Raw genomic sequence first — 11,591 nt, forward strand, 5'->3', positions numbered from 1 at the left:
TCACGGCGCTGCACGCAGGCATGTCCGGCACCCGGGGCGGGGCGGCCGCCGTGGCCCGGGTCGAGGTGGCCACCGGCGCGGTGGACTTCGCCGGCATCGGCAACATCTCGGCCACCCTGTGCGAGCCTACCGCCACCCGTGGGATGGCCTCGCACCCCGGCATCGTCGGGGAGCAGTTCCGCAAGGCGCAACCATTCCATTTTCACGCGGCGGCAGGCACGCTGCTGCTCATGCACAGTGATGGACTGCAGGCGCGCTGGTCCCTGCGCAGCTACCCCGGCCTGTTCCACCGCCACCCGGCGCTGATCGTGGCGGTGTTGCAGCGCGACTTCGATCGTGGCCGCGACGACACCAGCATCATTGCCCTGCGGCTCGGAGACCTGCATTGAACGACCTTCCTCCCACCCTGGAAATCCAGCAGCTGCGCGCGGAAGCCGACGCGCTGCGCGCCGAACTGGAGGAAACCAACCAGGGTGTCCTCGCCCTGTACGCCGAGCTGGACCAGCAGGCCGAGCAGCTGCGCGAGGTGTCCGAACTCAAGAGCCGCTTCCTTTCGTACATGAGCCACGAGTTCCGCACGCCGCTGGGCTCGATCCTGAGCATGACCCGCCTGCTTGAAGATGGCCTCGATGGACCGTTGAACGACGAGCAGCGCCGCCAGGTACGCTTCATCAGCGGCTCGGCCAGCGAGCTGCGCGAGATGGTCGACGACCTGCTGGACCTGGCCAAGATCGAGGCGGGGAGGATCACCATTTCCCCGGCATGGTTCGACCTGATGGACCTGTTCTCGGCGCTGCGCGGCATGTTCCGGCCGCTGACCGAAGGCAACCAGGTGGACCTGGTGTTCGAAGATCCGCCGGCGCTGCCGATGCTGTACACCGACGACAAGAAGCTGGCGCAGATCCTGCGCAACTTCATTTCCAACGCGCTCAAGTTCACCCCGAACGGCCAGGTGGTGGTGTCGGCCTGCCTGGTGGACGAACAGTCGGTGCGATTCAGCGTGCGCGATACCGGCATCGGCATCCCGCAGGACCTGCTGTCGACCCTGTTCGAGGATTTCGTGCAGGTCGATACGCCGCTGCAGAAACGCCTGCGCGGCACGGGCCTGGGCTTGTCGCTGTGCAAGCGCTTCGCCGAGCTGCTGGGCGGCGAAGTCGGGGTGGTGAGCGAGCTCGGCGTCGGTTCGGATTTCCATGTCACCCTGCCGCTCAAGCTTGCCGCGGAGACTGCTGATGCCAACGCGTGACAGGATCCTGGTGGTCGACGACAACGCGGCCACCCGCTACGCGGTGCGGCGCGTGCTGGAGCACCACGGCTTCCGGGTGGAAGAGGCGGGTACCGGTGGAGACGGACTGGCGCGATTGAGGTCGCAGGATTTCGGTGCACTGGTGCTGGACGTCAACCTGCCCGACATGAGCGGCTTCGATGTGGTGCGGCAACTTCGCGCGGAGCCGCGCACCCTGCTGCTGCCCGTGGTGCATGTGTCTGCCGCGTCGATCGCCACCGGGGACCTGATCACCGGCCTCAACGCGGGTGCTGACGCCTACCTGGTGCATCCGGTGGACCCGGACGTGCTGCTGGCGACGCTGCGCAGCCTGCTGCGTGCGCGCCGCGCGGAAGAAGCGCTGGGCGAGGCCGAGGCGCGCTTCGGCGAGATCTTCCGGCAGATCTACGCACCGATCGGCGTGCTGGATGCGCAGCTGCAGGTGCACGAGGCCAACGACGCCTTCAAGCGGCTGCTGGGCGATGATGCCGGCGGTGACCTCGGCCCGGCGCGGATGGAAGCGCTGCTTGAGCACCACCCTGGACCGATCAGCGCCATGAAGGTGGCCCTGGCCGAAGGCGAGCGCTGGCAGGGCACGTTTGCGCTGCAGATACAGGGCAGCCGGCGCATGACCGAATGGCGGGTGACCCCGTACAGCGCTCCCGGCCTCGGCCTGGTGCTGGTGGAGGACATCACCGAGCGCCATGTGCGCGAGCTGGAGCAGCGCCAGGAACTGGAGAGCGCCAACAGCGAACTGGCCTTCCAGATCGCCGAACGCGAGCGCACCGAAATGGAGCTGATGCAGGCGCAGAAGATGGATTCCCTGGGCCAGCTGACCGGTGGGATCGCGCACGACTTCAACAACCTGCTGACCACCATCATTTCCGGCCTGGACATGATCGAAATGGCCGCCAGCAGCGGCAAGTGGGACAAGGCCAGCCGCTACGTCGACATCGCCACCGCATCGGCGCACCGCGCCGCCGCGCTGACCCAGCGCATGCTGGCGTTCGCGCGCAAGCAGCCGCTGGACCCGCAGCCGTTCGACGTGGTCGCGCGGGCGCGGTCGCTGGAAGACATGCTGCGTCGCTCGATCGGCGAGAACATCGAACTGGAACTGGAGCTGGGCCAGGAGCCGCTGGTGGCGGTGGCCGATTCCAACCAGTTCGAGAATGTCATGCTCAACCTGGTGATCAATGCACGCGACGCGCTGGCCGGCCAGGGCCTGATCCGGCTGCGCGCGGGCCGCGTGCACATCGAGCGGGACCATGAACTGTCGCCCGGCTCCTACGTGAGCGTGAAGGTGATCGACAATGGCAGTGGCATTCCGCTCGAGCTGCGTTCAAAAGTCTTCGAGCCGTTCTTCACCACCAAGCCACAGGGCGAGGGCACCGGCCTTGGCCTGTCGATGACCTACGGCTTCGCGCGCCAGTCGGGCGGCAGCGCCCGCATCGCCAGCGAGCCGGGCGAGGGGACCGAGGTCGAACTGCTGTTGCCGGAAGGCCAGCAGCCGGCGGCAGAACCGCAGGCCGACCCGATCCAGATCCAGCGCGGCCATGCCGAGCGCATCCTGCTGGTGGACGACACCGATTCGGTGCGCATGATGGTGCGCGAGATGCTGGTCGAATCCGGCTACCAGGTGGTGGAGGCGATCAACGCCCAGCAGGCGCTGCTGGAGCTGCATTCCACCCGCGAGGTGCACCTGCTGCTGTCCGACGTGGGCCTGCCCGGCATGAGTGGCCGGGAGCTGGCTGACGCGGCCCGGGTGCTGCGGCCGACGCTGCCGGTGCTGTTCATCACCGGCTACACCGAAAGCGCCGCGGTACGGGACGAGTTCCTCGGCGAAGGCATGTCGCTGCTGCCCAAGCCGTTCAGCGTCAATGAGCTGCTGCGCAGCGTGCGCGCGATGTTCGGCGCGCCGTGACCGCGCTGCGGCGCGGGTGTGCGATTCGGCAGTAAAAAAAACCCGGTCATCGACCGGGTTTTTCTTTTTCAGTGCCGGGCGCGGTTTACCAGCGCATGCCCTTGAACGGGTTCCAGCTGGTGTCGCCCTTCACCTGTTCCAGGTAGTAGTTGTAATTGGTGGTCAGCGCGATGAACAGCGACCACGCTGCGGCGAGGCCACGGCCGATCGGGTCGGGCAGGAAGGCCAGCACCACGCCCAGCACCAGGGTCAGGCCAAGGATGGTCAGTGCCTTGCGCCACATGCCCAGGATGAAAAGGTAGATGCAGCCGAAGAACAGGGCGAAGAAGTTGAAATTGACCTTGATCTTCTGGCCGAACGGCAGGGCCTTGTAGGCCGCCTTGAACGTCGGCGTGTTGGGTGCGCCGTGGGCGTTGAAGAAATCGAAACGGAACTGCCACTTGGGGCTGTGCGATGAGGCGATGTTGGAATCCATATCCACTTGCGAGTTGTGTAAACGGTTACATGATAGATGGAGTGCATCGTTTTCCGCCAGTTTTCTGACGCTGCACGTGCGTCCCGTCCTGCCGTGCAGGTGCCGTCACACATTCGTCCGGGAATTGATATAGGGTTCGCATTCCGCGCGGCACGGGCCCCGCGGCGAACTGGAATGCAACGAGAAACTTCAGACCATGTCGAGTGTAGTGACGTCCCCCGAGCGGCCGGAAGCTGGCCCCCGCATCCTGCCCTGCCCGGTGGCTACCCAGGCGCAGCATCTGCTTGCGCACCTGCAGTTTTCCCATGTCGGTACGCGTGCGTTGGCACGTCCGCCGGTAGCGACCGACGTCGTCGCGGAGGCGACCCCGGCCTGAGCGACCGCGCCAGGCACACGCCTGCGCAGAATTGGGCCGGCAACGTTCGCGCCTGGCCCTGAAGCCGCCCCTCAATGCGCCTGTTCCCGCACCGACGGCAGTGCTGATGCTGAATAGGAAAGCCTTGTGCAGCAAGGGCTGCGCCCACCTGCGCGGTCCAGGGAGCGACGGGCCTCCCCGGCGTTAGCTGAATGGGGGAGAATGCGGCGAAAGCCCCTTCGCACCCGGCTTACATTTGGCCCCCTATGCTGAGCCGCATTTTTCGCCTAGTGCCGTGGAGAGTTCGTGGGTTCCGGTAGTCACACACATCAGCAGGGCGCCGCCCTTGGCCGCGCCGTGGCAGGACCCCATCGCGCCGCTGCGCGCGCCCGGATCAGGTTGATCCCGCACCCGCCGACCGCTGCCGGCGCGCAGGATAGCCGCGCATGAGTGTGCAGCACGTCAATGCCGCCCTGGATGCCGGTCGCACGGTGCTGCCCGCGGAAACCCCGATGGGCATGCCGGAGCAGAGCTTCACCAAGGGCCGGCTGCAGGTGCCGCGGCAGCGCACCGCGCCGCGCATGATCGCGTTGCGGCGCTTCTATGTATTCGGCGGTACGGCGGCGATGACCGTGGCGGCCACCGCGATGATGTGGAAGGTGCTCGCGGTCAATGGCATCACCGTGCTCGAAGGCTGCCTGCTGGTGCTGTTCGTGGCGCTGTTCGCCTGGATCGCGCTGTCGTTCGCCGGTGCGCTGGCCGGCTTCCTTACCGCCGTGTTCGACCGCGGCTACAAGCTCGGGATCGACCCGGACGAACCGCTGCCGCAGGTGCATACCCGTACCGCGCTGCTGATGCCCACCTACAACGAAGACCCGCGCCGGCTGCTGGCCGGCCTGCAGGCCATCTACGAGTCGGTGGCCAGTACCGGGCAGCTGGAACAGTTCGACTTCTTCGTGCTCAGCGACACCCGTCGCGACGATATCGGGGCGGCCGAAGAGCAGGCCTTCGCCGAGCTGTGCGATGCGGTACAGGGTCACGCACGGCTGTTCTACCGCCGTCGTGGCGACAACAGCGGGCGCAAGGCCGGCAACATCGCCGACTGGGTGCGCCGCTTCGGCGGCGGCTACCCGCAGATGCTGATCCTGGACGCCGACAGCCTGATGACCGGCGACACCATCGTGCGCCTGGTCGCCGGCATGGAGCACAACCCCGACGTGGGCCTGATCCAGACCCTGCCGGCGGTGATCGGCGGGCGCACCCTGTTCGCGCGCATGCAGCAGTTCGGCGGGCGCGTCTACGGCCCGGTGATCGGTCGCGGCGTGGCCTGGTGGCACGGCGCTGAAAGCAACTACTGGGGGCACAATGCGGTGATCCGCACCGAGGCCTTCGCCGAGAACGCCGGCCTGCCCCCGCTGCCGGGCCGGCAGCCGTTCGGCGGGCACGTGCTCAGCCACGATTTCGTCGAAGCGGCGCTGATGCGTCGCGGTGGCTGGGCCACGCACATGGTGCCGTACCTCAAGGGCAGCTATGAGGAAGGCCCGCCGACCCTGAGCGACATGCTGGTGCGCGACCGCCGCTGGTGCCAGGGCAACCTGCAGCACGCCAAGGTGGTGGGCTCGCGCGGGCTGCACTGGGTCAGCCGCATGCACATGATGATCGGCATCGGCCACTATTTCACCGCGCCGATGTGGGCGATGCTGATGTTGATCGGCATCGCCATCCCGCTGTTCCAGGGCGGCATCGACTTCAGCGAGGTGCTGCACCTGTCGCCCGGCGTGTACTGGCGCCAGCAGGACGAAACCCAGGTGATCCGCATGTTCGCGATCACCATGGCGGTGCTGCTGCTGCCCAAGGTGCTGGGCTATTTCGCCATGTTGATGGACCCGGTCGAACGCCGCGGCTGCGGCGGCGGCATCCGCGCGCTGCTGTCCATGCTGCTGGAAACCGTGCTGGCGGCGCTGATGGCACCGGTGGTGATGTACGTGCAGTCGCGTGGCGTGGCCGAAGTGCTGGCCGGCAAGGATTCGGGCTGGGATGCGCAGCAGCGCGACGACGGCGGCATTTCCTGGCCGGCGCTGATCAAGGGCTATGGTGGCCTGAGCGTGTTCGGCCTGTTCATGGGCGTGCTGGCCTATGCGGTGTCGCCCTCGCTCGCGGCCTGGATGGCGCCGGTGGTGGTGGGCATGGTGCTGGCGGTGCCGGTCGTGGCATTGACCTCCGACCGTCGTGCCGGCGAACTGCTGCACCGCCTGCGGCTGATGGAAATCCCGGAAGAGACCAGCCCGCCGACCATCCTGGTGCGCGCCGCGCAGCTGCGCCGCGCCGCCGCCGAGCGCGCCGGCCGCTGATCCGGCGCCGCATCTCCCCCATAATGGCCCGGAATGATCTGGAGCCATACGATGTCGCAACCGCTGGAAACCGTCGTCAACGAAACCGCCGCCCACCCGCAGTGGGCCGTGATCTGGCTGCATGGCCTGGGCGCCGATGGCCATGACTTCGCGCCGGTCGTGCCTGAGCTGCTGCGTCCGCACTGGCCGGCGATCCGCTTCGTGTTCCCGCATGCGCCGGTACAGCCGATCACCATCAACAACGGCGTGCGCATGCGCGCCTGGTACGACATCCTCGGCATGGACTTCCGCTCGCGTGCGGACAAGGTCGGCGTGACGGCGTCGGTGCAGGCGCTGGATGCGCTGGTCGAGGCCGAGATCGCCCGCGGCATTCCCGCCGAGCGCATCCTGCTGGCCGGTTTCTCGCAGGGCGGGGCGGTCATCCTGAGCGCGGCCCTGCGCTGGACCCGGCCGGTGGCCGGCCTGATCGCATTGTCCACCTACCTGCCGGACCTGCAGGCGGCGGCCGATGCGCGCGTGGCCGATGGTATCCGGCCGCCGGTGTTCATGGCCCATGGCAGGCAGGACCCGGTCATTCCATTGGCGGTGGCGGTGGATACCGCCGGGGTGCTGAACACCCTGGGCTTCCCGATCGAATGGCACGAGTACCCGATGGCGCATGCCGTCTGCGCCGAGGAACTGCAGGCGCTGGGCGACTGGCTTGACGCACGCTTCGCCAGCGCCTGAGTGATGAACGATCCGCGCCAGCAGCCGTGGTTGCCGGAGCTGTGCCGCCTGCCGCGGTTGGGCGCGATGCTGGGCCTGGCCGAGCTGGTGGTGGTGGTGGTGGCGCTGGCACCGGATGGCAGCAGGCAATGGAGCGTGTCCGACTTCCTGTCCGCCAGCGGCCTGGCGCTTTGGCTGGCGCTGGCGGCGACGGTCAGCCTGTGTGCGGCGCGGCGGCTGCTGTCGCGCCTGCCTGAGGCGCTGGGTGCGGCGGTCGCCGTGGCGATGACCGCGCTGATCGCCGCGGTGTGTACCGGCATCGTGCACGCGTTGTATGCGGCACTGGGCATGCACGGTTTCGCGCAGGATGTCGGCTTCTGGCGCTTCACCCTGGGTTGTGCCACGGTCACCGCGTTGATCGCCGCGCTGGCGCTGCGCTATTTCTATGTCAGCGACCGCTGGACCTCGCAGACCGTGGCCAATGCCCGCGCGCAGGCCGATGCGCTGCAGGCGCGGATCCGCCCGCATTTCCTGTTCAACAGCATGAACCTGATCGCCAGCCTGGTCCGGCGCGACCCGGAAGTGGCCGAGCGTGCGGTGCTCGACCTGTCCGACCTGTTCCGCGCCGCGCTGGGCGCGGGCGAAGGCGACTCCAACCTGCAGGCCGAGTGCGAACTGGCCGAAGCGTATCTGTCCATCGAATCGCTGCGGTTGGGCGAGCGGCTGCAGGTGCAATGGCACCGCCAGGAGCCGTTGCCGCTGACCCTGCCGCTGCCGCGGCTGGTGCTGCAGCCGCTGGTGGAAAATGCGGTGCTGCACGGCATCTCGCGCCTGCCGGGCGGCGGCACGATCGACATTTCACTGGCCTGCGAAGGCAACCTGCTGCACATCCGGGTGCGCAATCCCGCGCCCGATCCCGAGGCCCGCGCGTTGCCGCTGATGCAGGGTGCCGGGCATGCGCAGCGCAACATCGCCCATCGCCTGGCCTGGCGCTTCGGGCCGGGCGCGCGGATGACGGGAGCATGGGCCGACGGCTACTATGCCTGCGACATCTTCGTGCCCGTCCAGTGAGGAAGCCTGCTTGAGAGTGGTCATCGCCGACGACGAACCGCTTGCCCGCGAGCGCCTGCGCAGCCTGCTGGCCGAGCAGCCCGGGGTGGTGGTGGTGGCCGAAGCCGAGAATGGCGAACAGGCCCTGCACGCCTGTGCCGAACTGCAACCGGACCTGGTGCTGCTGGACATCGCCATGCCGGGGCTGGACGGCCTCGAGGCGGCGCGCCACCTGGCGACCTTCGAACCGCGCCCTGCGGTGGTGTTCTGCACCGCGTACGACGCGCACGCGCTGTCTGCATTCGAGGCGGCGGCGATCGATTACCTGATGAAGCCGGTACGCAGCGAACGCCTGGCCGCTGCGCTTGAGCGCGCGCGCATGTTCCTGGCCGGCCGCAACGGCCAGCCTGCCGCACCCAGCCAGCAGGCACGCACGCTGCTGTGCGCGCGCCTGCGCGGCAGCCTGCGCTTGATTCCGATCGAGGACATCCATTACCTGCAGGCCGAGGAGAAGTACGTGGTGGTCCACCACGCACGCGGTGAGGACCTGATCGAGGAATCGCTGAAGTCGCTGGAGGAGGAGTTCGCCAACCGCTTCGTGCGCATCCATCGCAACTGCCTGGTCGCGCGCCACGAACTGGTGGAACTGCGACGCAATGGCGCGGGCCAGGTCCAGGCCGTGCTGCGCCATGGCAAAGCGCCGCTGGAGGTCAGTCGCCGCTGCGTGGCCAGCCTGAAGCAGGATCTGAAGCACCTGTAAGGCCCGCCACGACCAACGGTCGTGGCCTACCGGCCGCTTCGCCCGGCGTGGCGTATCCGCCGCCGCGTTCGCCGCCGGCGTGGCGTACCCGCCGCCGCGTTCGCCGCCGACGTGGCTTATCCGCCGCTGCGTTCGCCGCCGGCGTGGCGTATCCGCCGCTGCGATCGCCGCGCGGCGTGGGGCGGTAGGTCACGACCGTTGGTCGTGACGCTCCATCCGGCGATAATGGCGCATGGACACCCTGCGCATCGCCACCCGAAAGAGCCCGCTTGCCCTGTGGCAGAGCGAACACGTCGCTGATCGCCTGCGCCAGGCCCATCCCGGGCTGGACGTGGTGCTGGTGCCGATGAGCACGCGCGGCGACGAAGTACTGGACCGCTCGCTGGCCGCCATCGGCGGCAAAGGCCTGTTCCTGAAGGAGCTGGAGCTGGCCATGCTGCGTGGCGAGGCCGACTGCGCGGTGCATTCGCTCAAGGACGTGCCGATGGAACTGGATGCGCCATTCGCACTGCCGGCCATGCTGACCCGGCACGACCCGGCCGATGGCTTCATCTCCAACCTGTACGCCTCGGTGGACGCGCTGCCGATCGGCGCGCGGGTGGGAACCTCGTCGCTGCGCCGCCAGGCCCAGCTGCGCGCGCTGCGCCCGGACCTGGAGCTGCAGGACCTGCGCGGCAACGTCAACACGCGCCTGGCCAAGCTCGACAACGGCGGCTACGACGCCATCGTGCTGGCGGTGGCCGGGCTGGAGCGGTTGGGGCTGGGCCAGCGCATCGTGGCGCGCCTGACCGCGCCGGCGTGGCTGCCGGCACCGGCACAGGGTGCGGTCACCGTTGAATGCAACGGCGACGACGCCCGGGTGATGGCGCTGTTCGCCGTGCTCGACGATGCGCGCACGCGCGCCTGCGTGGAAGCCGAGCGCGCCATGAACCGCGCGCTGCATGGCAGCTGCCACGTGCCGGTGGCCGGCTACGCGCAGTGGGAAGGGGAAGACCTGTATCTGCAGGGGCTGGTCGGCGGCGTCGCCGACGGTCGCCTGATCCGCGCCGAAGCGCGTGGTCCGGGACGTGATCCGGATGCGCTTGGAAAGGCGGTAGCGCAGGGGCTGCTGGACGGCGGCGCCGGTGAGTTGCTCGCCGTCTGACGGGGCGTACCGACCAACGGTCGGTACCTACCGATTGAATTGCCGATCGGTTCCGACCGTTTGCATTGCTGGTCGGTTCCGACCGTCCGCGTTGCTGGTAGGTGCCGACCGTTGGTCGGCACATGGCGCAGGAATTATTTGAACTTGTAGACCACGTTCATGGTGGTCAGGGTGTCGGTCTTGCGCTTGTCCTCGGCGACGTCGCTGTTGTAACGCGCCTGCCACGCGGCCTTCAGGGCCAGGTGCTCGTTCATGCTTACCGATACGCCGAGGTCGTTCTGCCCGAAGGTGTTGTACGACCCCGATTCCACCAGCAGGGTGTTGACCAGGTCGGTGTTGGGGGTGAGCGAGTACTTCACGTCGAACAGGCCGCGGCCGATCAGGCCGGTGCGGGTTTCGTCGTCTTCGGTGTTGTGCGTGCGGCGCACACCGGGGCCGATCTGCGCGTCCATGTAGAAGCGGTCGCGGTCCATCAACCGGGTGCCGTAACCCAGACCGAACGAGCTCTGGCGGTCATAGGTGGCGAAATCGTCGCGCTCGTAACGCACCGTGGCGGTGATCTGGCGGTGTTCGCCCAGCTGCAGCGCGCTGCCGGCGCTGCCGGTGTAACGGTTGGCGGTGGTGTTGCTGCGCTTGGTGACCGTGCCGTCCACATCGTTGGTTTCGGTGTATTCCGAACGCGAACGCAGGCCGAACAGGTCCATGCTGTGCACCCAGTCGTCATCGGTGTAACGCAGGCGCAGGCGGCCGTTGGCGCTTTCGGTGTTGCTGTTGCCACGCGCCGACGCGAAGCCCAGTTCGCCGCCGCTGCCGCTCCACGGCGAGGTCATCGCAGCCGGATCGGTGGTGTCCTGGGCAAAGGCCACGGGGGCACTGAGCAGTAGGGAAGCAAGCAACGTCACGCGCAAAGACATCAACGGTTCTCCGGATCAGGCGGGGGAGGAGCAACACGTGATGATACTTGATGCCTTCACGCCATTTTTCCTTTCCCGGTCCGTGCTTTAGGGTCGGTTTGGACTTTTCCCTGTTCAGGGGAGCTCGATCCGAAGCGTGTCGTCGTTGAAGCGGCTGTAATCCACCGTGACCGTGAAGGCCTGGCCCTGGGTCTGGCCCTGGCGTTCGATCCGCACCGGCAGCCCCTGCGCACCCACCCAGTACAGCAGCCCGTCCGGCGCGGCGCTGGCGTGGCGCACGCGGTAGCGGCGCGTGGATACGCCGCCGATGCGCTCCTCGCCAAGGTCTTCGACCTGCAGCTCGGCGGCCACCGCATCGGCAGGCAACGGGCTGCGCCATTGCGCGAGCAGGCCCGGCGGTACCGGTACCTGGCGGACTTCGCCGGCGCGCTGCAGGAAGAACGTGTCGCCGATGATGGTCTGCACGCCTTCGCCGGTCTGCAGCCGGTAGCGGTCCGGCGCCACGAAGTCCATCGCCGCTTCCAGCGTGCGCGGCCCGCGCATGTGCAGGGTGGCGTGGAAGCTGCGCAGCTGGCCAAAGCGCTGGCTGGCGGACAGGACCGCCTGCGCTGCATCGCTGGCTGCCGGCACCGCCGGCGCCGTGGGCGTGGCC

The 11,591-nt window shown here is 68.0% G+C and carries 10 protein-coding genes and 1 pseudogene; 8 read left to right on the forward strand and 3 right to left on the reverse strand.

The window, feature by feature from the left end; translation table 11 throughout:
* The 3 genes and pseudogenes from RWO33_RS15940 to RWO33_RS15950 form a co-directional block, all read left to right on the forward strand.
* Positions 1–389, forward strand: a pseudogene (locus RWO33_RS15940) (ATP-binding protein); the annotation flags it as partial.
* Entirely contained in the window at positions 386–1,246 is an 861-nt protein-coding gene (locus RWO33_RS15945) for an ATP-binding protein (RefSeq protein WP_314106158.1), read from the forward strand. The pseudogene RWO33_RS15940 and the gene RWO33_RS15945, both read left to right, overlap by 4 nt.
* Positions 1,233–3,185 (forward strand): response regulator, encoded by a 1,953-nt coding sequence (locus RWO33_RS15950; protein ID WP_314106160.1) that lies wholly within the window; start codon positions 1,233–1,235, stop codon positions 3,183–3,185. Before RWO33_RS15945 ends, RWO33_RS15950 begins: the two co-directional genes overlap by 14 nt.
* An 85-nt stretch (positions 3,186–3,270) precedes the next feature.
* Here RWO33_RS15950 and RWO33_RS15955 read toward each other — a convergent pair whose 3' ends face one another.
* Positions 3,271–3,660 carry a DUF2628 domain-containing protein gene (locus RWO33_RS15955; protein ID WP_145479098.1) on the reverse strand — a complete coding sequence of 130 codons (390 nt, stop codon included), beginning with the start codon at positions 3,658–3,660 and terminating at the stop codon, positions 3,271–3,273.
* A gap of 801 nt (positions 3,661–4,461) precedes the next feature.
* On the opposite strand from RWO33_RS15955, the gene mdoH reads away from it, so the two are divergent.
* The 5 genes from mdoH (at position 4,462) to hemC (ending at position 10,025) form a co-directional block, all read left to right on the forward strand.
* Positions 4,462–6,366, forward strand: a complete 1,905-nt coding sequence (mdoH, locus tag RWO33_RS15960) for a glucans biosynthesis glucosyltransferase MdoH (RefSeq protein WP_314106163.1) — start codon at positions 4,462–4,464, stop codon at positions 6,364–6,366.
* 51 nt (positions 6,367–6,417) lie between these two features.
* Complete coding sequence (locus RWO33_RS15965; protein WP_314106165.1) at positions 6,418–7,092, forward strand: carboxylesterase; 675 nt, start codon at positions 6,418–6,420, stop codon at positions 7,090–7,092.
* A 3-nt stretch (positions 7,093–7,095) separates the two neighbouring features.
* Entirely contained in the window at positions 7,096–8,142 is a 1,047-nt protein-coding gene (locus tag RWO33_RS15970; protein ID WP_314106167.1) for a histidine kinase, read from the forward strand.
* Positions 8,111–8,881 (forward strand): LytTR family DNA-binding domain-containing protein, encoded by a 771-nt coding sequence (locus tag RWO33_RS15975; RefSeq protein WP_314106168.1) that lies wholly within the window; start codon positions 8,111–8,113, stop codon positions 8,879–8,881. Before RWO33_RS15970 ends, RWO33_RS15975 begins: the two co-directional genes overlap by 32 nt.
* Positions 8,882–9,113: 232 nt before the next feature.
* A complete protein-coding gene (hemC, locus tag RWO33_RS15980) occupies positions 9,114–10,025 on the forward strand; it encodes a hydroxymethylbilane synthase (protein ID WP_314106170.1) in 912 nt (303 codons plus the stop codon).
* Between the two features lie 134 nt (positions 10,026–10,159).
* Here the strand turns inward: hemC and RWO33_RS15985 are convergent, their stop codons facing one another.
* Together RWO33_RS15985 and RWO33_RS15990 are read right to left on the reverse strand one after the other, a co-directional pair.
* The gene (locus tag RWO33_RS15985; protein WP_145479104.1) at positions 10,160–10,939 is read right to left on the reverse strand and encodes a DUF481 domain-containing protein; all 780 of its coding nucleotides are present in this window, start codon (positions 10,937–10,939) and stop codon (positions 10,160–10,162) included.
* Between the two features lie 114 nt (positions 10,940–11,053).
* On the reverse strand, positions 11,054–11,591 hold a 538-nt coding region (locus RWO33_RS15990), incomplete at its 5' end, for a hypothetical protein (RefSeq protein WP_314106173.1).

This window comes from uncultured Stenotrophomonas sp. (assembly GCF_963519925.1).
GTDB lineage: Bacteria > Pseudomonadota > Gammaproteobacteria > Xanthomonadales > Xanthomonadaceae > Stenotrophomonas > Stenotrophomonas maltophilia_AE.

What these genes read in the sequence shown, in the direction of transcription:
- RWO33_RS15965 (WP_314106165.1), top strand. Translation starts at nt 6,418, where the DNA reads ATGTCGCAACCGCTGGAAACCGTCGTCAACGAAACCGCCGCCCACCCG.
- RWO33_RS15975 (WP_314106168.1), top strand. Translation starts at nt 8,111, where the DNA reads ATGCCTGCGACATCTTCGTGCCCGTCCAGTGAGGAAGCCTGCTTGAGA.
- hemC (WP_314106170.1), top strand. Translation starts at nt 9,114, where the DNA reads ATGGACACCCTGCGCATCGCCACCCGAAAGAGCCCGCTTGCCCTGTGG.
- RWO33_RS15985 (WP_145479104.1), bottom strand. Translation starts at nt 10,939, where the DNA reads ATGTCTTTGCGCGTGACGTTGCTTGCTTCCCTACTGCTCAGTGCCCCC.
- RWO33_RS15970 (WP_314106167.1), top strand. Translation starts at nt 7,096, where the DNA reads ATGAACGATCCGCGCCAGCAGCCGTGGTTGCCGGAGCTGTGCCGCCTG.
- RWO33_RS15955 (WP_145479098.1), bottom strand. Translation starts at nt 3,660, where the DNA reads ATGGATTCCAACATCGCCTCATCGCACAGCCCCAAGTGGCAGTTCCGT.
- mdoH (WP_314106163.1), top strand. Translation starts at nt 4,462, where the DNA reads ATGAGTGTGCAGCACGTCAATGCCGCCCTGGATGCCGGTCGCACGGTG.
- RWO33_RS15950 (WP_314106160.1), top strand. Translation starts at nt 1,233, where the DNA reads ATGCCAACGCGTGACAGGATCCTGGTGGTCGACGACAACGCGGCCACC.